The organism is Acinetobacter sp. ANC 3832 (genome assembly GCF_002135415.1).
Classification (GTDB): Bacteria; Pseudomonadota; Gammaproteobacteria; order Pseudomonadales; family Moraxellaceae; genus Acinetobacter.
Map to the genome: position 1 here is coordinate 115675 of NZ_NEGJ01000002.1, position 23982 is coordinate 139656.

A 23982-nucleotide genomic window follows, 5' to 3' on the forward strand; every position below is an offset into this window, starting at 1 on the left:
ATTTATAATGACAAATTCAAAATTGCCGATAAAATAGACACAATATATATTTAGAATACTATCAAAAAGCCATCAACTGCACCTCTATCTTTTCTACCAAATTCGCTTTTCTGACATTTTTTTCAGTTTGTCTTATCAATGTATTTTTAAACTCAAGAATGAATAATCAATCTATTGATTAATAAATCCAAGCTATTTTTAAATTTAGGATTAAATACATGCCAGCATATAAAGCGCCCTTACGTGATATTCGCTTCTTAATGAATGAAGTTTTTGACTATCCTGCGCACTATAAAACTTTATCGATTGGTGAAAATGCTGATCCAGATACTGTTGATATGATTCTTGAAGGTGCAGCAGATTTTTGTGAAAACGTACTTTCTCCTTTAAACCAAAGCGGTGATGAAGAAGGTTGCCATTTTAAAGATGGCGAAGTCACCACACCAAAAGGCTTTAAAGAAGCATACGACCAATTTGTTCAAGGTGGATGGCAAGGTCTGTCTTACCCAGAAGAATTTGGTGGTCAAGGCTTACCAATGTCTTTAAATCTAGCTAAATCTGAAATGATGGGGACTGCAAACTGGTCTTTCACCATGTATCCAGGTTTGAGCATGGGTTGTATGAACACCATCATGCAATTTGGTACAGATGAACAAAAAGCAACGTATATGCCACACCTGACTGCAGGTACTTGGTCAGGTACGATGTGTTTGACTGAACCACAATGTGGTACAGACTTAGGGCAAGTAAAATCAAAAGCTGAGCCTCAAGCAGATGGTACTTACAAAATTACAGGCACAAAAATCTTCATCTCTGCGGGTGAGCATGATTTAACTGAAAATATTATTCATATTGTCCTTGCTCGCCTCCCAGATGCACCTGCAGGTACACGTGGTATTTCACTGTTTATCGTACCTAAATTCATTCCAACGGCTGAAGGCAGTGTTGGTGAACGTAATCCTGTGACTTGTGGTTCGATTGAACACAAAATGGGTATTCGTGCTTCTGCAACAGCCGTGCTTAACTTTGATGAAGCAACAGGTTACTTAATTGGTGAAGTGAACAAAGGCTTACATGCCATGTTTACGTTCATGAACACTGCACGTATTGGTACTGCAGTTCAAGGTGTTGCGCATGCTGAATTGGCTTTCCAAGGCTCTCTACCTTATGCAAAAGACCGTATGTCTATGCGCGCACTTTCAGGTAAAAAAGATCCTGATAAAGTAGCAGATGCGATTATTCACCATGCCGATGTACGTCGTATGTTGCTGACTCAGAAAGCGATTGCTGAAGGTGGCCGCTCAATGATTTATCATGCAGCTCAACTTGCAGATAAAATGACGGATGCATTGCTTCAAGGCGATCAAGCGAAATACGAAGAATACGATGACAAATTGGGGTTCTATACACCAATTCTAAAAGGTTTCTTAACCGAAATGGGCTTAGAAGCTGCCAATCACGGTATGCAAATTTTCGGTGGTCATGGTTATATTAAAGAACATGGCATGGAACAAATTGCACGCGATGCACGTATTGCAACTTTGTATGAAGGAACTACAGGCGTTCAAGCGTTAGACTTGATTGGTCGTAAAGTTTTACTTTCTTCTAAAGGTAAAGTGGTTCGTGACTATACCGCCGAAATCTTGAAATTCTGCGCTCAACATGCAACCAACAAATATATGCGTCGTTTTGCATGGGACTTAACCAAAGTCTGTGCACAATGGAATGCTTTAACGGTTCGTATCATGCTTGCTGCACGTAAAGATCGTGACATCGTTTCTTCTGCTTCAGTCGATTTCTTGATGTTCTCTGGTTATGCAATGATGGCTTTCTATTGGGCACAACAAGCGGCTGTTGCATCAGAAAAATTAGCATCGGGTAACGGCGCTGAAGTCCCAGAATTCTATAAAGCTAAAATCAAAACTGCTGATTTTTTCTTTGAACGTTTATTACCACGTTCACAAGGTCATGCGGAATCAATGGTCAACCCATCAAAAACAATGATGTCTTTAGAAGCTGAACATTTTAGTTTTGATTACTAATCTTTAAACTTGTAAATATAAAAGAGCGCTGAGGCGCTCTTTTATATTCGTTAAATAAAATGAATCTAAAGTGGTCTGTTACATGGTTTAATTATTCAGACCACTTACTCTTTAAATATCTAGTACTTTTTTGGTGAAGTAAGATAATATAATATTACTTAGATTGAATAAGGAATACTGAAATGATGAACTTTTGGAAACAGAAGAATAAAACAAGTTTTGTATTCTTCATCATGATATTTTATTCAATTATTGGAATTGGTTTAGGCTATCTTTTTGCTGAATACGTTTTATAAAAATTCATTTTTACTCACTTAGTTTAGTTTTTATTTTAAAATAGAAAAGAGCGCCAAAGTGCTCTTTTGTTTGTTTATTTAAATACTTTTGCTTAACCAAAAAAATAAAAGGCGAGATGTAAAACACCATATTCAGATTAAAACTCAACTTAATTTTTTTCCTGCGTGACAGCCTTTTTTGTGGTTTTAATAAGCTTCAACTCTCCATTTTCCAACACATAAAAACGAACCGTTAGGCTTTCCACCGCATAATTTTGATCCATGTGTTCTTCCTGAGTCACCAGTAATCGACTCCATGGATTTGTTGCTATAACATCTTCTGAATTTTCCTCACCACCGAAACCTGCCTGTAATAACTTTCCAGTGCGCTTATTCACAAAAGAATACATGCGACAACTCGCACCACAGCCCCACATAGTCGTGACATACTCTCCTGCGAAATCAGCTTTTTGTTGCAATGCATCATTTAAACGGGTGCGAAACATTCGAGCATCGGGATCAGAAATATCTAATCTTGCTGTTGTACCTGTATAAACAGATTTGACTGGATACTCACTAAATTGAGGAACTGTATTTTTCGCATTGCTTAGAGGGATAATTATGAATATTGTCGTTATGACAAAGAGCATCTTAATGAGTAATTTATGCATGATGATGTCCAGACGTTTTTATTCGTAATTTGTCTAAACATCATCATAGCAAAAGTAGATATTGCTCACATTGTATTTATAGAAACTCTTCCAAAACTGAATTTAAAAATACATGCCCTTGTTCAGTACAGGCGAGTCGATTTTGATCTTCAACCATTAGTTTTCGTGAACGCAATGACGTTAAAACTTGATCTAAACTTGCTAAATCTAAACCTGTACGCTCCGCATAAAGTTGAGTTTCAACACCTTTATTTAAACGCAAAGCATTCATCATAAATTCAAATGGCATTTCTGTTGCTTCAATCTTTTTATATTGAAGATTTTCAGCAGGTACTTTGGCTAAATAATCTTTCGGTAAACGGGTTTTTTGAAAACGATAGACACCATCTGCTTGTGTAACTTTGCCATGCGCCCCTGCACCAATTGCGAGATAATCACCAAACTGCCAATAATTTAAATTATGGGTAGATGGCTTTTCCTTACGCCAAGCGGATACTTCATAGTTCACAAAACCATTGGCTTTTAAATAGGCTTCGCCCTGTTCCTGAATATCTTCCAACACATCATCTACAGGCAGTACAGGCTGTGTTCTAAAAAATACTGTATTCGGTTCAATGGTCAATTGATACCACGAGACATGCGTTGCGCCATTTTCCACTGCCAGTTTTAAATCGAACAAAGCCTGTTCTAAAGTCTGTTCAGGCAAACCATGCATCAAGTCGACATTGACTCGTTCGAAACCAGCTTCTTTGGCATTATGAATGGCATGAATCGCATCATCATTGCTATGAATTCGACCTAATTTTTTTAAATGATCAGTATTAAAACTTTGCACACCTATAGAAAGACGATTGATTCCTGCTGCCAAATAATCTGCAAAAGGATCATGCTCCACTGTTCCAGGATTGGCTTCCAAGGTAATTTCACAACCACTTTCAAAAGGAATGATGCTTTTCAGTTGTTGAAATAACCAGACATAGGCTTTGGCTGAAATTAAAGACGGCGTTCCACCCCCAATAAATACACTGTGAATTTGACGTCCTTGAGCGAAATCAATCTGCGTTTTAAAATCTTCAACCAAGGCATTTAAATATTCTTGTTCTAAATCTAAAGACAGTTTCCCATCAGGCACAGCATGTGAATTAAAGTCACAATACGGACACTTCCGCACGCACCACGGCATATGAATGTATAAAGACAAAGGAACAAGTACAGGATTTAAATCAGCCAAGGAACAAGCTCAAAACAAAACAAAAATCTATTTTAGCATGCCTTCATAAGAACACTGAGCGAATGTCATCGATTTGAATTAGACTGTTTAAAACCAAGAAGAATGAGATAAGAATATGCTGAAAATATCCAGTCACTTGCTTGCACTTTCCCCCTTAGCCATCGGGATTGGAATTGCCATGACTTTTCAAACGGCAATTAACAGCCAATTAAGGGAATATGTATATTCGCCCTTACAAGCTGCCCTTTTATCCTTTTTGGTTGGTACAATTGTTTTAGCTGTTTTGGTGTTTTTTCAGCACGCACCCAAACCCAGTTTAGCCACTTTAGCCAACATTCCATGGTTTTTATGGATGGGTGGATGCTTAGGTGTTTATGCCATTAGTATCAGTATTTTTACTGCGCCTAAGCTTGGTTTTCTGACCTTATCTGGGTTGATTATTTTTGGGCAAATGGTTATGTCGATGCTTGTTGATCAATTTGGCTGGCTCGGTATCGAAAAAACACCAATTTCATGGCAACGCTTTTTAGGTGCGATTGTTATTTTTTCAGGGGTACTTTTAACCCTGCAACGCTAAATCCTAACTTTACGAATTAAAACGAGTACTTTTGTGTCAAATGCTACGACTGTTACGACCACCCGCTTTGAATTAAAGCAACTCTTCCACCTCATGATTCCAATATTGGTGACGCAATTTGCACAGGCAGGTTTCGGACTGATTGATACCATTATGGCGGGGCATTTATCCCCACAAGACCTTGCTTCAATTGCTGTGGGTGTGGGGCTGTGGATTCCAATCATGTTGTTATTCAGCGGTATTATGATTGCCACTACACCACTCGTTGCGGAAGCCAATGGTGCACGTACACCTGAACAAATCCCTTCTATTGTACGTCAGTCACTTTGGGTTGCTTTGATTCTTGGCATCATTGCCATGCTCATCCTGCAAACCATGCCTTTGCTTTTACCTATTCTAGGTGTGCCTGAAAATTTATTGCCTAAAGCCAGTTTATTTTTACATGCCATTGGTTTTGGTATGCCCGCAGTCACCATGTACGCCGCATTACGGGGCTATTCCGAAGCTTTAGGCTATCCACGCCCTGTGACAGCAATCAGCTTAATTGCACTGGTTGCACTGATTCCGCTGAATTTTTTATTCATGTATGGTATTGGGCCTATTCCACATTTAGGCAGTGCAGGCTGTGGTTTTGCCACAGCAATTTTGCAATGGTTGATGTTTATCAGCTTGGCGAGCTATGTTTTTAAAGCCAAGCGTTATCAGAAAACGCAGCCTTTTGCACTTTGGGAAAAATTGAATAGCTATTGGATTAAACGTATTCTCAAACTGGGTTTACCCATTGGTTTAGCGATATTTTTTGAAGTGAGTATTTTTAGTACAGCAGCTATTATCCTCAGCCCTTTGGGTGAGATCACCGTTGCAGCGCATCAAATTGCCATTTCTGTAACCTCACAACTCTTCATGATTCCCATGTCTTTAGCAATTGCCTTAACCATTCGTGTTGGTACATATTATGGTGAAAAAAACTGGGATGCGATGCGTAAAGTTCAAGTACTAGGACTTGCGACAGGAACCGTTTTTGCATTGATCACCATGTTATTGATGTGGTTACTTCGTGCTGAAATTGTCGCCGCCTACACTTCTGATTATGAGGTCACACAAATTGCCGTCTATCTCATTCTCTTTGCCATCGCTTATCAACTCATGGATGCCTGGCAAGTCAGTGCTGCAGGTTGTTTACGTGGTATGCAAGATACTAAAGGCCCGATGTGGATCACCATGTTTGCTTATTGGGTGATTGCATTCCCTGTCGGCATTTACTTGGCTCGCTTTACAGAGATGGGGGCAGCAGGTGTTTGGGTCGGCTTAATTGTCGGTTTAAGTATTGCCTGTGTACTATTACTGACACGCTTGCACATGAATAATAAAAGATTGAGCTTCAATAATTAATGACTTATAGATTTTCCCTAAAACTTTGAAATGTGCTTAGGGAAAATCTGGATCATCCTGTTTATTCATTATGATACCAATTGATCATTATATTTGTTGATCTATTGCATTTCTCAGACTCTGAGATATCTCTGATTCATCTGCAACTTCTTTCATCATCGCTTGCCCAACAATGACATCGATACCATTAAACGTCATGGTTGGTGAACCATACAATTCATAACCATCATTCAAAGCTTTGGTCACTCTTGCACAAAAATTTACATCATCTTTACCGGTTAAATAACGATAAACCTTCATATCATCCCATCAATATCTCAATTTTCATGCATTTTAATCCATTTCACTTTGCGATATGCTCAATCGGTCTGAGTTTGCTTATCGTTTAATAAAATAGCCAAGAAGAAACAATATCTTAACAATTTAAAGTAGGCAGTCTGTAATTTGTCGCCTATGATCAAAAATAGAAAAACTTTATCTAAGTTTAGGAATCAATACGAATGTCAAAAAATTCCAGCACACCCGGTCGACGTTTTATGAAACTTGCCAGTATGACGGCAAGTATCGCAACCAAAACGGTGTCAAACTCCATTCGTAACTTTAATGCAGATGAAGAACAAAAAAACGAATCTCGCAGTAAACTCTTTCAAGACATTGGTATTCAAATTGCTGACACCTTAGGTGAAATGAAAGGTGCGGTGATGAAGGTTGGACAAATCGCATCACAATATAAAGATATTTTCCCACCTGAAGTCGCTAGAGCCATTGCCAAATTACAACGCCAAGCACCTGCCATGCCTTTTGCTGAAATTAAACAACAAGTCGAAAAAGAACTTGGAAAGCCTTTAGATAAAACTTTTAAACATTTTGATGAACAACCTTTTGCCGCTGCTTCAATTGGTCAAGTACATAAAGCAACTCTACTAAATGGCACAGAAGTTGTGGTTAAAGTGCAATATCCAGGGGTAGATGAAGCCTGTGAAAGTGACTTAAAACAAGTTCGTTTAGCATTACGCTTAATGGGTGTGTTAAAGGTTGATAAAAAACTACAAGATCGTCTGTTTAAAGAAATTCAAGACAGCTTACATGAAGAACTCAATTACGAAATTGAAGCACAGAACTTACAAGTTTTCCACACCTTCCACCAAGCTCTCGATTCAAAAATTATTATCCCTCAAGTCTACTTAGATTACTCAACGCGCCGTGTTTTAACACTGAGTTTTGAAAAAGGTGAAAGTATTGAAACTGCGAGTACTTGGGATCTTCATGTTCGCAATGAATTAGGTCGTCGCTTGGTTCAAGCTTTAGGACAAGAAATTTTCTTCTTAAAACGATTCCATTGTGATCCACATCCAGGCAACTTTGCATTTAGAGAAGATGGCAGTGTGATTATTTATGATTTTGGTGGGGTCAAAACCTTATCCAATGAGTTAATTACTCACTTTAAAGTCTTGGTTCGTGCTGCACGTAAACAAGATATTGCAACCATTGAAGATCATCTGATTACCTTAGATGCACTGGTTGAAAAAGGTAAATTTCCTGAAGAGTTATATAAAGATTGGCTCGAGGTTTTATTGCGTCCACTCACGACTCAATATGATTTTACTGAAAACTCAGCCCATCATGATGGTGTCCGTTTAGTGAAGAAATCTTTGAAATATTGGGATGCATTCAAACCCTCTCCAGATACTTTAATGGTCAATCGAACCATTTCAGGGCAATACTGGAATTTAATTCATTTAAAAGTGAATGATAATTTAAATGATTTATTTGAAGAACTGGTTCCCACACTAGGTGAATAAAAAGCTTTTTTCATGATTTGACAACTGAGATCAATTAAATGTAATATTATAACATTACATAAATCTTCAATAGGTCAAATCATGCGTGTAAATATTCATCCGCAATATCAAGAAGTGCTGTTTCACGATACCAATGCTGATGCCTACTTCATTATTGGTAGCACGATTCAAACCAAACACAACAAAGAATATCAAGGTAAAAGCTATCCCTATGTCACGCTTGATATTTCAAGTGCATCACATCCATTTTATACAGGCGAAGTTCGCCAAGTAGGCAACGAAGGACGTGTAGCTAGTTTCAATAAACGCTTCTCACGTTTTAAACGTTAATTTTTCTTTAAGCTTCGTATTTTATAGTGAATAATATTGAAACACTTTAGAAGTTTAAGCGTACTCCTCCTGCTTAAGCTTCTTTTTTTATGTCTAGTTTTTTAATGAGTTTTTAATAAAATTTGAAAAATATAAAAGCCAATGGCTAAACAAACCACACCCATAATGACACTAGAAACAGTATAAGCAAAAGCGATTGGAAACTGCCCTTGACGAATGAGTTGGAAGGTTTCCAGACCAAAACTCGAAAACGTGGTAAATCCACCTAAGATTCCAACCATTAATAATAAGCGTGCTTCATTTTGTAGAACTGGATAACGTTGCGAAAAAGCAAAAAAAATACCTGCCAAGAAACATCCAAGCAGATTAATGGACCATGTTGCCCATGGGAACATGCTATGGGGTTTGCTCATCAGAAAACCGGCACCATAACGTAAGCTTGCCCCAATTGCTCCACCACATGCGACCAACAACCAATTCATCTAGTACATTCTCCTCATGTGTATAAGTCTTAACTTATCCACAATGTATAACATTTATGTGCACTTCATTAAATTTGGAAGCTTCATTCTAAATAACTATGAATGGCTCATTTTTCTAGGGCTTTTACGGGTTCTTCACTCAGCACATGAAAATCCAAGTTTGGAATATAAAAGCACATTGCAGGGCTATTCACATCCACTCCAAATTCCTCCAAAAGAGGACAATCTATCTCGGTAATTTTTAATGTTTGGATATCATTAAAATTAGCCATAATTTTAATATTCCCTTGCGATAATTGACGAGGATCATCCACACATTCTACCCAAGCATGTTCTTGCGGTACAAGAAATTCAAAAGCTTCATTCCAATGCTGAAAAATATCACACCACTCAATCGGAATTTGCTGAGCTTTTTCACTTTGTAATTTCACCTGTAAAGAATATTTTGCATCCATTTCAATTCGAGCTTGTATTTTTAACTCCTGATCCATCCTTTGAACATCATGCTGAAAATTCGGATCATATTGCGCAGGCATAGCATCACTGAGGAGTCGTCCACCAAATACATACAGCATTTTATCAACAACGATTTGTTCAAAAATTACCGTTTTGGACACTATGTCATCCGCGAGATAAAAGCGCCAATTACTTTGTCTCGGTGATGGGAAAATCTTTCTAAGCGGACCTAAACAATGTAAACCAAAATGATGGTGATGATAAAACAGAATACTGAATATTGTTTTTCCATCCTTCTCCCATAATTGTATAGGTTCAGGAAAACGATTCTTAACTTTTTCGATATCCACCAGCCAAGACATATAAACAGTATCTGTTGCCTGGCTTTCCAAACGTAAAAAAGGTGAAAATCGCATCACAAAACGACGAATTTTTAATAAAACAGATAAAGAGACGAGCCAAATCAGCAGTCGAAAATATATATTTTTATGGATAAATTTGAATGAATGACGATTCATAAGACTATTAATAATAACTTTTTAATTTATATTTAAATGAAGCATGATCTTAACAAATTAAAAATTATTGAGGTGGAATAATTTGCACATTACCTGACCTTTTTCATTTTTTTAGTTATGATGCTCAAGCAATTTAAATTAGGACTAAACCACATGGCTCTAGAATTATTAAAACAACTTCAAGCAGGCGAAGCGAAATTTGCTGATGTTATCGCATGGATTGAAGCTCGTTACAACCATACAGCAACTGCATTTAGTAATGGTGAGCAACACAATGCCGCTTCAGAAAACCAAGGCAGTGCTAAAGTCTTTTCTTTTGCCAAACTCAATGATTTAGATCAACAGCAAACTTTAAGTTTATTTGCAGAACACTATGCCTCTGTCTTAACCACACCTGAAGCAAGCGATCATCAGAATATCCGTCAATTCATGCAAAATGGCTGGAATGGTGTGAAATTTGAAGGTACTGCTTTAACAGCAAAATAAAAAATCAAAGATTAACAAAAAGGAATCACGCTCGATTCCTTTTTTATTTTAAAACGCTTATTTACATAATCTTATCAAAGATTAAGGTCGTTCAGCATATTCTGGCAATCCATCACAAATGCTGTCCCACTCTGCTTTATAAGCGGTAAAAATATGATGTGTCGGTTTCTGTTCTAGTGGTGTATCCAAAGTTCCGATACGCAAACGGTAAATATCAGGCGTTTCCGTTTTAATACTCATAATCGGTGATGCACACTCGCCACAGAAACAGCGTTCAGTCGTTTCACTAGAACGATATTTTTTCAGTAAACTTTCACCTTGTACAATTTTAAAATCTGCTTTTTGAATCGGTGCATTGGTTGCAAAAGCCGTTCCACTGGCTTTACGACAGCGTTGACAGTGACATTGAATAATTTCCCCAATTTCGCCATGAATTTCATAACGAATACCACCGCACAAACAACTTCCTGTATATAATTTTTGCTCTGACATTTCATTTACTCATGAATAAAACCATAATGAAATTAACATGAGTAAATATTATCTACAAAACAATTAAGCTTAATTTGTTTTGCCCGAAAGATAGTGATGGACACCCTCTCCTGCTGCACGCCCCGTTGCAAAGCATGCTGTCAGCAGATAGCCACCTGTGGGCGCATCCCAATCCAACATTTCACCACAACAAAAAACATGAGCATTCGATTTTAACTGTAATCGTTCAGTCAACACGTCTTGCTTAACACCACCTGCACAACTAATTGCTTCTTCAATCGGACGAAAGCTTGTTAAATCAATACATAGATTTTTGATCTGTTGTGCTAATTGTTCAGGTTGATTCCAGAATGACTTATTCACCAATTCTCGAACTAAACTGGCTTTCGCTTGATCTAAACCCGCTTTACGCCATACATTTGTTGAAGATTGTTTTTTGGATGGTTGCAATTTTTGCGTTAATTGTTCAACCGTTTGATCAGGGAGTAAATCTAAGTAAAGTCGCATTACTTGTTGAGTTTTGACCAATTCACGCAAAGCACGACCTTGCTTATAAACCAAACCACTCTCTAAACCATAATGGCTAATGACAATATCCCCAACAGTTTTCTGTTGCGGATCAACCCAAGCTTCTACACGCTTTAATGGTTGTCCAAATACAGGATGCATAAACGCAGACCAAGCGATTTTCACACCTGCATTGCTGGCTTGAAAGGGCTCTATTTCAGTAGATGCCAACCAATTTTGCCATTTACCATCACTGCCCAGCTTTGTCCATGACACAGCACCACATGCCAAAATAATCGCATCAAAATTTTGTGAATATTCTTGATTAGTGACTAGGTTTTTAATACTCAGTGTTTGCTCTGCTAAATCGGTAATTTGATGGCGATAGTGAAATTTTACGCTCTGTTCAGATAATCGTTTTAACCAAGCTCTGAGCAATGGTGCAGCTTTCATCTCCACAGGGAAAATACGCCCTGAAGTTCCAATATATGAACCGATACCTAAATCTTGCATCCACTTTTGAATCCAATTGGCATCCCACTGCTTAATCCAAGCACTTAACCAATCCGCTTGATCATAGCGCTCAATAAACTGTTCAATCGGTTCAGCATGCGAAACATTAAGACCAGTTTTACCTGCCATCAAAAATTTACGGGCTGCTGATGGTTTTTGCTCAAAAACATGCACATCATAATCAAACTGACTGAGCACCTCTGCAGCCATTAAGCCCGCTGGGCCTGCACCAATAATCGCAATACTTTTACTTTTATTTGACATCAACATTCTCTAAAGATGTCTGATTTTTTGATTGATCTACAATCATGCTTTGACCTAGTAAAGGCTGAAAATCATCAAAACGCGTATTATAATTTTCAGGCTTTGTAATAATCAATTGTTGGCACAATTCGTCACGCTCTAAATATTTAATTTCAAAATGAGTTCGAGCAGAATCTTTTGCAATGATTTGCTTTTCAAAAGGCAAATGCCAAACTTCTTTCAATTGTTGTTCTGCTTCATCAATATATTCAGGAATATTACTCGCAAGTGTAATTCTTCCATTCACTTCTAAGCGTGAAAGTAAGAACTCAAAAAAAGGCATATTCAACCAACGCTGAGCAGGATTATGTGGCTCAGGGTTTGGATATAAAATAAAGAACTGTTGCACCTGTTGTGGATGTAAAGCATGTACAACCCAAGGTAAAGCATCGGCATGAATGGTACTTAAATTCGTTTGACCTTCGATTTGATGCTGTTTTTGCATCGCAAGGAATTTCTCACGTGTTCGTTCAACCGCAACCAAACTATGCTCAGGATTTTGCCCTGAAAATAAAAGTGCATGCTTTCCTTTTCCCGCACCAATTTCAACACAAATCGGCTGATTTACTATCGGTTTAAACTCACGAGGCGCATGCATATGCTGTGCTTGAAATTGACGAATCGGCATAATCAGATCAAACTAGTAAAAATCAGTCTAAGTCTAACAACTCTTGCTGTATTTGCCTATTTTGCTTTTCATTCACTTAAAGGATATCCATCATGCCACGTACTTTCCCATGTCCTCGTTGTGGTCAAAAATCAACTTGGGAAGGCAATGACTATAGACCTTTTTGTTCTGAGCGCTGTAAAATAATTGATTTAGGTGCTTGGGCAAGTGATGAATATGCTTTGCCAACTGAAGATGCCCCACAAGCAGATTTAGATCAATACGATGATTAAACTTCAATAACCATTAAACAAAACTTACAAAATGCGAACAACTGTTTATTAAGTGATACATTCCTGCCATATTTTTTTATTAAAGTTCCTAAGATAATAAAATGAAGTAAAAATTCTGCATTAAGAATGATGGGGTAATCGTAATGAAGACAGGTCTTAATTTACTTTTTTATAGTTTCCTCATCGCTTGTTTAGTTTTTATTGGATTTGGTTTGTATTCTCTAGATATTGCCTTAATTTCAATTTCAATTTTATTTGCCGTTGCTGCTCTCTTAATTGGTTTAGAAAACAAACAATATTTACGTAACCCTTTCAGACACTAAACCTCGTATTAAAATTGATTACTCAGTTAAATTTTTAAATAGAGCGTGTTTATATCAAATTACTTTAAAACCTTAATAAAATTAATATTTTTTTACATTTAGTATAAAAAACTATCAAAACATTCAATACAAAACACTTAATTTAGTGTTATTGTGACAAAGTCATCACTAATAAAAAGATCAAGACTATGATTATGTACAGAACCTTAATATCAATAACAAGCATTTTTTTCATACTGGGCTTTTGTTTTGCAGTACTTGGATTTTATGCTTTAGATGCGTCACTGATTATCGTTTCAATTCTATTCGTCATTGCGGGTATATTGTTTAAACTTGAAATAAAAGAATTATTACTTAACCCTTTTTTAGGAAAATAATAGTTTCTTTTATTTCTGACAGAAGTTCAAATAAAATTTATTTATCCAGCTTTACTCGCAACAAAAGGATTGAATTGCTTTTCATAACCAATGCTACTCATTGGACCATGACCTGAAATAAACTGAGTTTCATCAGGAAGACTAAAACACTCTCGTCGAATGGACTCGATGAGCTGGTCATGATTCCCTCTTGGAAAATCTGTACGACCGATTGATCCTTTAAATAGAACATCGCCTGTCCACAGAATCCCATAATTTTGATTATAAAAAATGACATGACCTGGGGTATGACCTGGTGCAAAACGTACTTCAAACTCTTCCTCGCCCAATTTAAGAATTTCACCACCCTCTAACCACTGATCCACATTAACAGGTTCAGGAATCGGAAATCCATAACGTGCTGAGACTTCTTGCAACATATCCAGCCAGAATTGATCTTCTTTGTGTGGACCAATAACAGGGATATTCCATTCTTTAACCAATGCACCAACCGCACCTGCATGATCTAGATGCCCATGAGTTAACCACAATGCTTTGACGGTTAATCCAAGAGATTGAACTTCTTTCATTAATTTTTCAGGTTCACCACCAGCATCAATCAGAATAGCTTCTTTAGATTCAGAATCCCAAACAATGGAGCAGTTTTGTGAAAATGCAGTAACTGGAACAATTTTAACTTGCAACATATTGCGACCCTCAAATCTCTTCTGAAACCAATAATGTAGCTTTTAATGCATCTAAATGAGCTTGAACTAAGCCAGATAATAATTCGATATGATCATGACGATTATTTAAAGCAGGAATATAAGCATAATGCTTTCCACCTAAACCTAAAAATAATTCTGAATTTTGAATTGCTAGTTCTTCTAGGGTTTCTAAACAGTCTGCTGAAAATGCAGGACTCAATACCTGTACAGACTCAATCCCTTGCTCAGCCCAACTTGTTAAAACCTGATCAGTATAAGGCTTCACCCACTCTTGCTTACCAAAACGTGATTGAAAACTAATTGCCCATTGATCATGATTTAAGCCTAAAGCTTTTGCAACTTTTTGAGCTGTAATACGACAACGTTCTGCATAAGGATCACCTTTATCCGCATAGGGTTGTGGAATACCATGAAAAGACATCAGTAACTTATCGGCTTGCCCATGGATCGTCTGATATTCAATAACACTATTAGCCAGTGATTGAATCAATAAAGGATGCTGATAATAATCACGAATAATGCTGAGGCCCGGCAAATTGCGCTGAGTTGGAATCCAACGAGCAATAGCATCATATAATGGGCCAGTAGAGGTTGCAGAATATTGCGGGAAAAGTGGTAATAAAATGATGTGATCATATTGTTGTAATGATGCATCTATAAGAACTTGATTAATCCCTGGATTACCATAGGTCATTGCAGGCACAATATTCAAATCAAATTCAGCATATTTAGACGTTAATTGCTGTCGAAGTGATTCAGCTTGTGAAAATAAGATTTCACGCATAGGGGAATCTTTAGACCACACCTTTGCATAAGCTTCAGTGACATGCTTCGGTCGAAAAGGTAATACAAAACCATAAAGAATAATCTTCCAAAGTAATTTTGGAATTTCAATCACACGCTGATCCGATAAAAATTGTGCTAAGAACCGACGTACAGCAGGTACAGTGGGCTCATCAGGTGTACCTAAATTTGCAACAATCACCAATACTTTAGGCTTTGAAGACATTTCGTTTCAACCACACTGCAATATTTTCACTGCCTTACTTTATCAGAATAATCATCAATGATTCTATTCAACCTCAAATCATCTACGAAATAGATGAGTGTCGCCCTGTTTGTTGTGCGCCCTCTAGTAGTTTTAAACCTTTAGAGGTAATTTGCCATAACATACGTTGACGATCATCACGTCCAACAGGAACGATCCATTCATTTTGACGCATTTGCTGTTTAATCGTATATAAAGCACGAATATTAATTTGCGAACGTGCCACCGCATGAGCACGTGGCATGGTCACATGCGCATCAGCTAAACCACTGACATTTAAATATTCATTCAACACTTTAGAAAAAAAGTCTTCCAAAGTCGGCTGACGAAAATCAACAGATAATACTTTTAATAATTCCGCCCATGTCATTTCACGAATGGGATTTAAGTCTTTAAAATTACCATCTTGGTATGCATGCATACGATAATCAAAACTAAACACTTCATGGAAAGTAACTTTCGGCAAAGTCAAAAATGGATCTGCTTCTTTTTTTACTTGCTCAGGTGTAATTTGAGCCAATTTCATTTTTAAACGATCAATTTCATCCTGTAATATTTGAATGCTTTGCGGTCGTACCCACCCCGTCACAGGATATCGTTCTAGCATTTGTGGCATATAAGACCGAACAGCAAGTTCTAAGTCTCTCAGCGTTCGATAAGTAACAACTTGATCGACTTCTTTTTGTAGTTGATGCCTAAACTCATTAAATTTTTCTTTTAATTCAGGCTTGGTATCTTGCAGGCTTGTATCACGCGATTCTGGACTTTCATGCATGAACACGATAATCGGTTTTTGCTTGGTAACCGCATAAATATATTCCAAGTGCATATAACTTACACCTGAAACAGACTGTTCACCATATTGGCTGCCTAAAAGAAGTAAAACATAATCACAATCATCTGTTTGACGACGTGCAAAAGCCGTACTTAATGGCGTACGTTGCTCTAGGCCCCATGAAAAGAAGCCCATACCAATCAGTGTTTGTGACACTACCATTCTTTCTGGCAGCATCTCTTTGCCTGATGTTGTTATAAAAACTTGAAAACGTTTATCGAGCATAGGTAAACCTATTCCTTTCATATAACTTTATAAAACCTTGCTAAAAGGATCCGAAGTTAATATGCCCTACACCAATTAAAAAAATAATATAAAACATTTATATGCTGAACTAATTAGTTCAGTTTATCAACAATATTTTCTATTGACCACGAAATATTCGGTTGAATTAGATGTTTTAAAACCGTTTGTAATTCGAATGCATTCTGTCCACTCACAAAACATTTTAATCTTATTCTATGATGTTGTATCGACTCAGATATTAACCCATTTTTGATTAATATTCGTGCCGTCTGTCGAGCAACTGCTCCCCCTGAATCAATCAAAATCAGCTTTTCATCATAAATCTGTTGAATCGCCTCTTTCAAAAAAGGGTAATGCGTACATCCTAAAACCAAATAATCAGCTCCAGCATCAACAACAGGCTGAAGCACTTTTCTTAAACTGCTATAACATGCTTCACTGTGTTGCAACCCTGCTTCGACATAAGGAACTAAATCTAAACAAGTTATAGGTAAAACACTCACTCCAGCAGGTTCAGCAAAATTTTGCATGACATCTCGAATTAACTGCCCTCGAAATGTTGCAGGTGTCGCCAAAACTGAAACAACTTTACTTTTAGATTGTAGTATCGCTGGCTTTAATGCAGGCACTAAACCAACAATTGGAAAATTATCTCCATAGTGTTCTCGCAAGTAATCTAGGCTAAACGCAGATGCCGTATTACATGCAACAACAGCCACTTTACAACCTTGACGATATAACCATTCAATCGCATGTGCCGTTAATTCTCGAATCTCCTGATCATCACGAGGACCATAAGGAACATGAGCTGTATCGGCATAATAAATAAAATGTTCATTGGGTAAATAATTTGCAATTTCTTGTGCAATGGATAAACCACCAACGCCTGAATCAAAAATACCAATAGGTGCATCTGCCGATGTCTTAGGCATAGGATCATGAAGCGGATACAACGGATAAATGGCAGTCATAATTACATCTATTTGCAAATCACATTACTCAGTAAAGCTTAAACCTCAAGTGCCTAATTGCAAGTGCAAATCACCACTTTGTAACGTTAAAATAGTCTCTCCTTGCACATTTTCAAGGAGTTCTCCATATTCAATTAAATGGAAAAATGTATGCCGTTGAATCAAAGCATTTATCCCAAATCGAACATGTACATAGGGACGCAACTCATTTGCATACTCTCGCATAAAAACAAGGTGTTCTGAGTCAACGATCACAATATCCTGATTTGTTGTTTTAAACTGTAAATATTTTTTACCATCAATATCAATTTTATCGATTTGATTGACCAGCAAAGGTTCATCTTCAACGTCAATTTCAATCTGTTCCACTGGTGTTTTTAAATAAAATTTTCCATCCTCTTTCCAAAGTACCTTGGTAAATAGATCGAGAAGTGCTTGTCGCTTAATCAATTGACCTTCGTGCCACCATTCTCCATTGGCTTTTACCGTTAAATCCATTTTGCCACAATGCTTTGGCTTCCATTGCTGCAAAGGGGGTATTGACCTTTTGTGACCCGCCTGTGCATCTTTTAAGTATTGTGCAATGTCCATTAAGTTTTTATGATCAGAACTTGGCTGATTTCGAGTCTCTGATGTTGAATTATTTTGATTTACCATGGTTTATACCTTGCTGACTAAAAAATAATGCGACTCAGCCAATTGGCTAGATCAAGGTTTGAAACTATACTAGCGCAAACTATATAGAGGTTTGTTAACAGTTTATTACTGCTTTGCAATTGCATCCAGAAATAAAAAGTCAACAAATGCTACAGGTACGATAACAGAATTGTACCTCCTAATTAAGAACACTCATGGCAGCACCGATTTTTTTATTTTCAATATTTAAATGATTACGGTTGCCACCCTTAGCAATATGAGGAGTCCTACATGGAACACATCGAACGTGAAGCGATGGAGTTTGACGTAGTTATCGTAGGTGCAGGCCCTGCTGGTCTTTCTGCCGCGATCAAAATTCGTCAACTAGCAATTGAAAACAACCTTCCAGATTTATCTGTGTGTGTCGTTGAAAAAGGCTCCGAAGTTGGTGCGCATATCTTATCTGGTGCTGTACTTGAACCACGTGCGATCAATGAGTTATTTCCAAACTGGAAAGAAGAAGGTGCGCCTTTAAACGTGCCTGTCACTGAAGACAAAACCTATTTCCTTCTTTCAGATACTAAATCACAAGAAGCACCGCATTGGATGGTTCCAAAAACCATGCACAATGATGGCAACTATGTGATCTCTTTAGGTAACGTTGTTCGTTGGTTAGGAACTAAAGCAGAAGAATTAGAAGTTTCTATTTTTCCTGGTTTTGCGGCTTCAGAAATTCTTTATCATGAAGATGGTTCTGTAAAAGGCATTCAAACAGGTGATATGGGAATTGGTAAAGATGGCGAACCGACGCACAACTTTACCCCTGGTTATGAACTTCATGCAAAATATACAATTTTTGCGGAAGGTTGCCGTGGTCATTTAGGCAAACGCTTAATTGCTAAATATAATTTAGACAAAGATGCTGATCCACAACATTACGGTATTGGTATTAAAGAACTTTGGGAAGTAGATCCTGCAAAACATAAAGCAGGTTTAGTGATGCATGGTTCAGGCTGGCCATTAAATGAAACAGGTTCTTCAGGCGGTTGGTGGTTATACCACGCTGAAAATAACCAAGTGACTTTGGGTCTGATTGTTGACTTGTCATACACCAATCCAAATATGTATCCATTTGCAGAAATGCAACGCTGGAAAACCCATCCTCTGATCAAGCAATATCTTGAAGGCGGAAAACGTATTTCTTATGGTGCTCGTGCGATTACTAAAGGTGGTATGAATGCGTTACCTAAACTGACCTTCCCAGGCGGTTGCCTAATTGGTGATGATGCAGGTTTCTTGAATTTTGCGAAAATCAAAGGTTCTCACACTGCCATGAAATCTGGCATGCTCTGTGGTGAAGCTGTATTTGAAGCAATTCAATCAGGTCATAAAAAAGGCGGTGATTTAGCTGTTGCTCGTGTCACTGAAGGCGAAGATTTCTTCGCTAAAGAATTAACGGCTTACACAGACAAATTTAATAACAGTTGGTTAAAAGAAGAGTTATATCGCTCACGTAACTTTGGCCCTGCAATGCATAAATTTGGTTTATGGATGGGGGGCGCATTTAACTTTATCGATCAAAACATCTTTAAGGTGCCATTTACATTGCATGACTTAGCGCCTGATTTCAGTGTGTTAAAAACTGTAGATCCGTCGACGTTTAAACCGAACTATCCAAAACCAGATGGTAAGTTAACATTTGACCGTTTATCTTCTGTATTTGTATCGAATACAGTGCATGAAGAAAACCAGCCAGCACATTTGAAATTGACCGATGCTTCTATTCCAGTAAATGTAAATTTACCTAAATGGGATGAGCCTGCTCAACGTTACTGCCCTGCTGGTGTGTATGAAATCATGGAAAATGATGATGGTTCTAAGCGTTTCCAAATTAATGCTGCAAACTGTGTACATTGTAAAACGTGTGATATTAAAGACCCTTCTCAAAACATTACTTGGGTAACACCTGAGGGTGGCGGTGGTCCCAATTACCCTAATATGTAATTAGTCTCTATAAAGAATAAACTCGCGAAATGCGGGTTTATTTATAGGACAATTTTTATTTATTAAACTCTTAAAATATAAATTGAACTCTCTTTACACGATCCTTCGGATTAACCCTTTTTCACCAAATAGTGGAATTCTTTATTTCCTGTCTCATCAAGCACTTCTTCTTGAAGAATGAGCTCATGTCCCAAATGCATACAAAATTTTGGAATATCCCAAGAAGTTGAATTATCTGTCGCAAAAACCTCAACCACATCACCAGACTTTGACTTACGAATCGCTTGATGTAACATCATTACAGGCTCAGGGCAACGCAACCCACGTGTATTGATTTGAATAGTCGGAGTATTTGTCGATTCAGACATGCTTAAGCTCTATAAAAAATCTTGCTAATTTTAGCATATTAAAATTAAAAACCCATTGAAAGACATAACAACATGATTCTCTACATAAATTGATTATTTATATACTTTTTGGATAATCCACATTTATTGATACTTGTGTTGACCTTGCATCGCAATTTTATATCTATCCACATTGATTTATTAGCTTATTCCCATGCCGACACCTAAATATCACGATCATGTGTAGCTGAGATATTATTGGTCAAAATAAAAGAATAAACCTATCATTCATTTCATATTTAAGCCTATTGTTATAAATAGATCATTTTATGACAGGTAAATTACATGCTATTAAAAATATTCTCTAATTTTAATTTTTGACTTCAATATTCATCGTTTCTCAGCATTTTATTGATAGACATCTGTATTTTCTGCGGTATGATAAAATTTACTTTTTTGAAATAAGAGTCTTTAGGAAAGATCATGCACGAGGAATCAGGCCCATCGTGGGGAATGCGTGGCTTACGCAAATGGTTGGGTACAGCACCCGAAACCCGCGATGAACTACTAAAATTAGTACAAGATTCACGTCGTTTTTTAGAACCAGATACAGTTGCTATGTTAGAAGGCGTTTTAGATCTTCCAGCAACCAAAGTTCGTGAAGTCATGACTCCCCGAACGGCAATGATCAGCTTACAAGAAGATGATCAATTGCTTGATATTTTGGATGTGCTCATTGAATCTGCACATTCTCGTTTTCCTGTGTTTTCTTCAGACCAACCTGATAATGTCGTTGGGATTTTATTGGCAAAAGATCTTTTGCCTTTTCTGACAGACCGCACAGCCAAAGTTGATATTCGTGATTTAATGCGCCAACCCTTATTTGTTCCAGAAAGTGCACGCTCAGATCAAGTTTTACGTATGCTCAAAAACACGCAGACACATATTGCGATTGTGATTGATGAATATGGCACAACTTCAGGAATTGTCACTTTAGAAGATATTCTAGAAGAAATTGTTGGTGAAATTGAAGACGAACACGACAATGCAGATGAAGAAGCACAATTCATTCTTCCTGACCCGAGCCATAGCACAACCAATGCATGGATTGTACAAGCACTTACACCAATCGAACATTTCAACACTATTTTAGATGCTGATTTTTCTGATGATGAAGTAGAAACTGTTGGCGGTTTATTGCTTCAAGAAATTGGCTTAGTGAGTGATTTACAAGGTCAAATTATTGAACTTGGCGATTGGGAATTTACGATTATTGAAGCAGATGCCCGCACTATTCATCTGATTCGAGCTGTACGTAAATGAGAACACACTTTGACAAATTGTTAAATCTTTCACCACACCAAAAGCAGCTTCCATTTATTTATCCACTCATCATTGCTTTACTTGCTGGTGCTGTCTTTAGTTTAGCACTTGCACCTTATCATTGGTGGTGGCTTGCTATTCTTTCGCCTGCATTATTATATGCATGCTTAAAAGGACGCACGGCCAAGCAAGCTTTTGCACTTGGACTGAGTTATGGCTTTGGTTTATGGTTTGTCGGTGCTTTTTGGCTCTTTACCTCGATCCATACTTATGGTGATACCAATGCTTTTTTAAGTGTGGGGATGATTGCACTCATGGCTTTGCTCATGGGTTTATTCACCGCCATACAAACATGGACATACAGACGGTTTTTTCCAGAAACCCCCCTTACTTTTGCGCCACTTTGGGTGCTTTTTGAATGGTCTAAAACTTGGGTATTTACGGGTTTTCCATGGCTTTTTGCAGGTTATGCTTTCACTGAACGATTATTAGATAGTTATGCCCCATTATTTGGTGTATTTGCTGTTTCATTTGTCGTGATTATTTTAGCTTGTGCTTTAGTTGAGGTTCTCAATAAAAAAGTCTTTTGGCTCATTCCTTCTGCGCTGTTAGTTTTAGGTGCTTGGGGTGTTTCGTACATTAACTTTGTAGAACCTAAAGCTGAAAAACCATTGTCAGTCTCTTTAATTCAAGGAAATATTCCTCAAGATTTAAAATGGCTCACAGAATACCAAATCAAAACTTTAGAAATTTATGTCAATTTAAGCCGTACAGAATGGGGCCGTGATTTAATTGTTTGGCCAGAATCATCGATTCCATTATTCCAAACCGATATTCCTGAATTTTTACAAATGATGGATGAGCAAGCGAAAAAAACAGGTACAGCTTGGGTTACAGGTATTCCCTATTGGGATTTAAAAGAATCTGAACAAAATGGCTACCCTATGTACTACAACAGTATGATGGCTTCGGGTAGTGACTCTTCTGGCTTATATAAAAAGCAACGCTTAGTCCCTTTTGGTGAATATATCCCACTTTCAGGTTTACTCAGTTGGGTACTGCCTGCACTACAAAATGATCCATCTATGAGTGGTTTTTCACGTGGTGCAAGTGAGCAAAAGCCATTTAATATTAAAGGACATCATTTAGCTGCTGCAGTTTGCTATGAAGTTGCCTATCCAAATTTGACTCGTCGTAATGCTGAAAATAGTGACTTTTTAGTAACCGTTTCTAATGATGCATGGTTTACGGGGACAGCAGGCCCTTTACAGCATTTACAAATGGTTCAAATGCGCGCCAAAGAGAATGGGCGTTGGTTTATTCGTGCGACCAATACAGGTGTGACTGCCTTTATTGATCATAATGGGCATATTGTGAAACAAGCACCCATGGATAAAGAAGCAGTATTACGTGGTGACTTACCTGCAATGCAAGGCGAGACGTGGTACACCCGTTTTAGCGACTGGCCAATTCTTGGATTATCATTATTATTACTGATGTTAGGTTGGATGTATCGCCCTAAACAGGTGGATGTCAGCTTTAAGTCAAGAAGATAAATCAACACTTACAAGGTTTCTATTCTAAGCCTGTTTATTTCTATATAAAAAACCCGAGGAACTTTCCTCGGGTTTTTTATTGAAAATATTTAAATTTGTGTTGCTAAATACGAGACCATTACAGTTAAAAACAGCATTGGAACATAACGATAAATTTTAAAAATATTTTGCTCTAGAGACGATGCTTGTTCTGATTTAATTTGAATTATTGTTGCATTCAAAGCGCTATAAAAACTAATAATTGAGAATGCACTAAACATACTCATTGCTAAAAAACCAACCATAATTTGGCTACTAGCATCAGTGCTTTGTAATAAACTGATAAAAAATTGGCTCATTGGCAACAAGCTCAAAATTAAAAGAACAGATTTCAGCATCGACCAATGAAATTGATTCATTTCATCTAATACAAATAATGCTTTCATTCTATCCTCCACGACAAATTGGCTGTCTAAGAACTATTATGCAAGCTTTCATTTAAATAAAAAGTCTATTTTTATCCATTATTTAACTTTCTTGTAACCATTACACATGGAAATAATTCTTATTATAACTCTCAAATGTATAAATTTTAAATAATCAATACTTTCCAATAGCTTAAGTATTAATATGGAATTAAGAAACATTATCAC

The 23982-nt window shown here is 37.3% G+C and carries 26 protein-coding genes; 11 read left to right on the forward strand and 15 right to left on the reverse strand.

Translation table 11 applies throughout. The features are described from left to right. Positions 1-218: 218 nt before the first annotated feature. The gene (locus B9T35_RS03005; protein WP_086189647.1) at positions 219-2042 is read left to right on the forward strand and encodes an acyl-CoA dehydrogenase C-terminal domain-containing protein; all 1824 of its coding nucleotides are present in this window, start codon (positions 219-221) and stop codon (positions 2040-2042) included. 445 nt (positions 2043-2487) lie between these two features. On the opposite strand, the gene B9T35_RS03015 is transcribed toward B9T35_RS03005, so the two are convergent. Together B9T35_RS03015 and hemW are read right to left on the reverse strand one after the other, a co-directional pair. Next, positions 2488-2988 carry a hypothetical protein gene (locus tag B9T35_RS03015; protein WP_086189648.1) on the reverse strand — a complete coding sequence of 167 codons (501 nt, stop codon included), beginning with the start codon at positions 2986-2988 and terminating at the stop codon, positions 2488-2490. A gap of 76 nt (positions 2989-3064) precedes the next feature. Next, on the reverse strand, positions 3065-4219 hold the full coding sequence (hemW, locus tag B9T35_RS03020; protein ID WP_086189649.1) for a radical SAM family heme chaperone HemW: 1155 nt from the start codon (positions 4217-4219) through the stop codon (positions 3065-3067). A gap of 115 nt (positions 4220-4334) precedes the next feature. Between hemW and B9T35_RS03025 the strand changes: the two genes are divergently transcribed. Together B9T35_RS03025 and B9T35_RS03030 are read left to right on the forward strand one after the other, a co-directional pair. Next, positions 4335-4796, forward strand: a complete 462-nt coding sequence (locus tag B9T35_RS03025) for a DMT family transporter (protein WP_086189650.1) — start codon at positions 4335-4337, stop codon at positions 4794-4796. A 33-nt stretch (positions 4797-4829) separates the two neighbouring features. Next, positions 4830-6188 (forward strand): MATE family efflux transporter, encoded by a 1359-nt coding sequence (locus B9T35_RS03030; protein WP_086189651.1) that lies wholly within the window; start codon positions 4830-4832, stop codon positions 6186-6188. Positions 6189-6275: 87 nt separating this feature from the next. Here B9T35_RS03030 and B9T35_RS03035 read toward each other — a convergent pair whose 3' ends face one another. Beyond that, the gene (locus B9T35_RS03035; protein ID WP_086189652.1) at positions 6276-6488 is read right to left on the reverse strand and encodes a DUF1737 domain-containing protein; all 213 of its coding nucleotides are present in this window, start codon (positions 6486-6488) and stop codon (positions 6276-6278) included. A 200-nt stretch (positions 6489-6688) separates the two neighbouring features. Here B9T35_RS03035 and B9T35_RS03040 point away from each other — a divergent pair, with 200 nt between their 5' ends. After that, positions 6689-7990, forward strand: coding sequence for an ABC1 kinase family protein (locus B9T35_RS03040; RefSeq protein WP_086189653.1), 1302 nt, complete (start codon positions 6689-6691; stop codon positions 7988-7990). 81 nt (positions 7991-8071) lie between these two features. Then, positions 8072-8320 carry a type B 50S ribosomal protein L31 gene (locus B9T35_RS03045; protein ID WP_086189654.1) on the forward strand — a complete coding sequence of 83 codons (249 nt, stop codon included), beginning with the start codon at positions 8072-8074 and terminating at the stop codon, positions 8318-8320. A gap of 101 nt (positions 8321-8421) precedes the next feature. Here the strand turns inward: B9T35_RS03045 and crcB are convergent, their stop codons facing one another. Together crcB and B9T35_RS03055 are read right to left on the reverse strand one after the other, a co-directional pair. After that, positions 8422-8802: a fluoride efflux transporter CrcB gene (gene crcB, locus B9T35_RS03050; protein WP_086189655.1), complete on the reverse strand. Its 381-nt coding sequence runs from the start codon at positions 8800-8802 to the stop codon at positions 8422-8424. A 107-nt stretch (positions 8803-8909) separates the two neighbouring features. Next, positions 8910-9776, reverse strand: coding sequence for a DUF2071 domain-containing protein (locus tag B9T35_RS03055; RefSeq protein ID WP_086189656.1), 867 nt, complete (start codon positions 9774-9776; stop codon positions 8910-8912). 153 nt (positions 9777-9929) lie between these two features. Between B9T35_RS03055 and B9T35_RS03060 the strand changes: the two genes are divergently transcribed. Beyond that, positions 9930-10262: a HopJ type III effector protein gene (locus tag B9T35_RS03060; protein ID WP_086189657.1), complete on the forward strand. Its 333-nt coding sequence runs from the start codon at positions 9930-9932 to the stop codon at positions 10260-10262. Between the two features lie 81 nt (positions 10263-10343). Here B9T35_RS03060 and B9T35_RS03065 read toward each other — a convergent pair whose 3' ends face one another. The 3 genes from B9T35_RS03065 to B9T35_RS03075 form a co-directional block, all read right to left on the reverse strand. Beyond that, positions 10344-10754, reverse strand: coding sequence for a GFA family protein (locus tag B9T35_RS03065; protein WP_086189658.1), 411 nt, complete (start codon positions 10752-10754; stop codon positions 10344-10346). A gap of 69 nt (positions 10755-10823) precedes the next feature. Further along, entirely contained in the window at positions 10824-12038 is a 1215-nt protein-coding gene (locus B9T35_RS03070; RefSeq protein ID WP_086189659.1) for a TIGR03862 family flavoprotein, read from the reverse strand. Beyond that, on the reverse strand, positions 12028-12711 hold the full coding sequence (locus B9T35_RS03075; protein WP_171264209.1) for an SAM-dependent methyltransferase: 684 nt from the start codon (positions 12709-12711) through the stop codon (positions 12028-12030). The genes B9T35_RS03070 and B9T35_RS03075 overlap by 11 nt, the downstream gene beginning before the upstream one ends. Before the next feature lie 86 nt (positions 12712-12797). On the opposite strand from B9T35_RS03075, the gene B9T35_RS03080 reads away from it, so the two are divergent. Next, positions 12798-12977 carry a DNA gyrase inhibitor YacG gene (locus B9T35_RS03080; RefSeq protein WP_086189661.1) on the forward strand — a complete coding sequence of 60 codons (180 nt, stop codon included), beginning with the start codon at positions 12798-12800 and terminating at the stop codon, positions 12975-12977. 143 nt (positions 12978-13120) lie between these two features. Beyond that, positions 13121-13300, forward strand: coding sequence for a hypothetical protein (locus tag B9T35_RS03085; RefSeq protein WP_086189662.1), 180 nt, complete (start codon positions 13121-13123; stop codon positions 13298-13300). A 418-nt stretch (positions 13301-13718) separates the two neighbouring features. Here the strand turns inward: B9T35_RS03085 and B9T35_RS03090 are convergent, their stop codons facing one another. The 5 genes from B9T35_RS03090 to B9T35_RS03110 all read right to left on the reverse strand — a co-directional run bounded on the left by B9T35_RS03090 (position 13719) and on the right by B9T35_RS03110 (position 18141). After that, on the reverse strand, positions 13719-14363 hold the full coding sequence (locus B9T35_RS03090) for an MBL fold metallo-hydrolase (protein WP_086189663.1): 645 nt from the start codon (positions 14361-14363) through the stop codon (positions 13719-13721). A 10-nt stretch (positions 14364-14373) separates the two neighbouring features. Next, the gene (gene hemH, locus B9T35_RS03095) at positions 14374-15393 is read right to left on the reverse strand and encodes a ferrochelatase (RefSeq protein WP_086189664.1); all 1020 of its coding nucleotides are present in this window, start codon (positions 15391-15393) and stop codon (positions 14374-14376) included. Between the two features lie 82 nt (positions 15394-15475). Next, positions 15476-16492, reverse strand: a complete 1017-nt coding sequence (locus B9T35_RS03100) for a DUF4062 domain-containing protein (protein WP_086189665.1) — start codon at positions 16490-16492, stop codon at positions 15476-15478. Positions 16493-16605: 113 nt separating this feature from the next. After that, positions 16606-17484: a glutamate racemase gene (murI, locus tag B9T35_RS03105; RefSeq protein ID WP_086189666.1), complete on the reverse strand. Its 879-nt coding sequence runs from the start codon at positions 17482-17484 to the stop codon at positions 16606-16608. A 45-nt stretch (positions 17485-17529) separates the two neighbouring features. Continuing rightward, positions 17530-18141, reverse strand: a complete 612-nt coding sequence (locus B9T35_RS03110; protein ID WP_086189667.1) for a DUF1285 domain-containing protein — start codon at positions 18139-18141, stop codon at positions 17530-17532. A gap of 270 nt (positions 18142-18411) precedes the next feature. Here B9T35_RS03110 and B9T35_RS03115 point away from each other — a divergent pair, with 270 nt between their 5' ends. Further along, the gene (locus B9T35_RS03115; protein WP_086189668.1) at positions 18412-20124 is read left to right on the forward strand and encodes an electron transfer flavoprotein-ubiquinone oxidoreductase; all 1713 of its coding nucleotides are present in this window, start codon (positions 18412-18414) and stop codon (positions 20122-20124) included. 110 nt (positions 20125-20234) lie between these two features. Here the strand turns inward: B9T35_RS03115 and tusA are convergent, their stop codons facing one another. Further along, positions 20235-20492, reverse strand: coding sequence for a sulfurtransferase TusA (gene tusA, locus B9T35_RS03120; protein WP_086189669.1), 258 nt, complete (start codon positions 20490-20492; stop codon positions 20235-20237). Between the two features lie 462 nt (positions 20493-20954). Between tusA and B9T35_RS03125 the strand changes: the two genes are divergently transcribed. Together B9T35_RS03125 and lnt are read left to right on the forward strand one after the other, a co-directional pair. After that, a complete protein-coding gene (locus B9T35_RS03125) occupies positions 20955-21794 on the forward strand; it encodes an HlyC/CorC family transporter (protein WP_086189670.1) in 840 nt (279 codons plus the stop codon). Beyond that, positions 21791-23350 (forward strand): apolipoprotein N-acyltransferase, encoded by a 1560-nt coding sequence (lnt, locus tag B9T35_RS03130; RefSeq protein ID WP_086189671.1) that lies wholly within the window; start codon positions 21791-21793, stop codon positions 23348-23350. The genes B9T35_RS03125 and lnt overlap by 4 nt, the downstream gene beginning before the upstream one ends. Positions 23351-23439: 89 nt before the next feature. Here lnt and B9T35_RS03135 read toward each other — a convergent pair whose 3' ends face one another. Then, a complete protein-coding gene (locus tag B9T35_RS03135; RefSeq protein WP_086189672.1) occupies positions 23440-23775 on the reverse strand; it encodes a hypothetical protein in 336 nt (111 codons plus the stop codon). Positions 23776-23982: the final 207 nt, after the last annotated feature.

Bases quoted from the DNA above. Each gene is read 5' to 3' on its own strand.
- B9T35_RS03005 (WP_086189647.1), top strand. From the start codon at position 219: ATGCCAGCATATAAAGCGCCCTTACGTGATATTCGCTTCTTAATGAAT.
- B9T35_RS03015 (WP_086189648.1), bottom strand. From the start codon at position 2,988: ATGCATAAATTACTCATTAAGATGCTCTTTGTCATAACGACAATATTC.
- B9T35_RS03025 (WP_086189650.1), top strand. From the start codon at position 4,335: ATGCTGAAAATATCCAGTCACTTGCTTGCACTTTCCCCCTTAGCCATC.
- B9T35_RS03035 (WP_086189652.1), bottom strand. From the start codon at position 6,488: ATGAAGGTTTATCGTTATTTAACCGGTAAAGATGATGTAAATTTTTGT.
- B9T35_RS03040 (WP_086189653.1), top strand. From the start codon at position 6,689: ATGTCAAAAAATTCCAGCACACCCGGTCGACGTTTTATGAAACTTGCC.
- B9T35_RS03045 (WP_086189654.1), top strand. From the start codon at position 8,072: ATGCGTGTAAATATTCATCCGCAATATCAAGAAGTGCTGTTTCACGAT.
- crcB (WP_086189655.1), bottom strand. From the start codon at position 8,802: ATGAATTGGTTGTTGGTCGCATGTGGTGGAGCAATTGGGGCAAGCTTA.
- B9T35_RS03055 (WP_086189656.1), bottom strand. From the start codon at position 9,776: ATGAATCGTCATTCATTCAAATTTATCCATAAAAATATATATTTTCGA.
- B9T35_RS03060 (WP_086189657.1), top strand. From the start codon at position 9,930: ATGGCTCTAGAATTATTAAAACAACTTCAAGCAGGCGAAGCGAAATTT.
- B9T35_RS03065 (WP_086189658.1), bottom strand. From the start codon at position 10,754: ATGTCAGAGCAAAAATTATATACAGGAAGTTGTTTGTGCGGTGGTATT.
- B9T35_RS03070 (WP_086189659.1), bottom strand. From the start codon at position 12,038: ATGTCAAATAAAAGTAAAAGTATTGCGATTATTGGTGCAGGCCCAGCG.
- B9T35_RS03080 (WP_086189661.1), top strand. From the start codon at position 12,798: ATGCCACGTACTTTCCCATGTCCTCGTTGTGGTCAAAAATCAACTTGG.
- B9T35_RS03085 (WP_086189662.1), top strand. From the start codon at position 13,121: ATGAAGACAGGTCTTAATTTACTTTTTTATAGTTTCCTCATCGCTTGT.
- B9T35_RS03090 (WP_086189663.1), bottom strand. From the start codon at position 14,363: ATGTTGCAAGTTAAAATTGTTCCAGTTACTGCATTTTCACAAAACTGC.
- hemH (WP_086189664.1), bottom strand. From the start codon at position 15,393: ATGTCTTCAAAGCCTAAAGTATTGGTGATTGTTGCAAATTTAGGTACA.
- B9T35_RS03100 (WP_086189665.1), bottom strand. From the start codon at position 16,492: ATGCTCGATAAACGTTTTCAAGTTTTTATAACAACATCAGGCAAAGAG.
- murI (WP_086189666.1), bottom strand. From the start codon at position 17,484: ATGACTGCCATTTATCCGTTGTATCCGCTTCATGATCCTATGCCTAAG.
- B9T35_RS03110 (WP_086189667.1), bottom strand. From the start codon at position 18,141: ATGGTAAATCAAAATAATTCAACATCAGAGACTCGAAATCAGCCAAGT.
- B9T35_RS03115 (WP_086189668.1), top strand. From the start codon at position 18,412: ATGGAACACATCGAACGTGAAGCGATGGAGTTTGACGTAGTTATCGTA.
- tusA (WP_086189669.1), bottom strand. From the start codon at position 20,492: ATGTCTGAATCGACAAATACTCCGACTATTCAAATCAATACACGTGGG.
- B9T35_RS03125 (WP_086189670.1), top strand. From the start codon at position 20,955: ATGCACGAGGAATCAGGCCCATCGTGGGGAATGCGTGGCTTACGCAAA.
- lnt (WP_086189671.1), top strand. From the start codon at position 21,791: ATGAGAACACACTTTGACAAATTGTTAAATCTTTCACCACACCAAAAG.
- B9T35_RS03135 (WP_086189672.1), bottom strand. From the start codon at position 23,775: ATGAAAGCATTATTTGTATTAGATGAAATGAATCAATTTCATTGGTCG.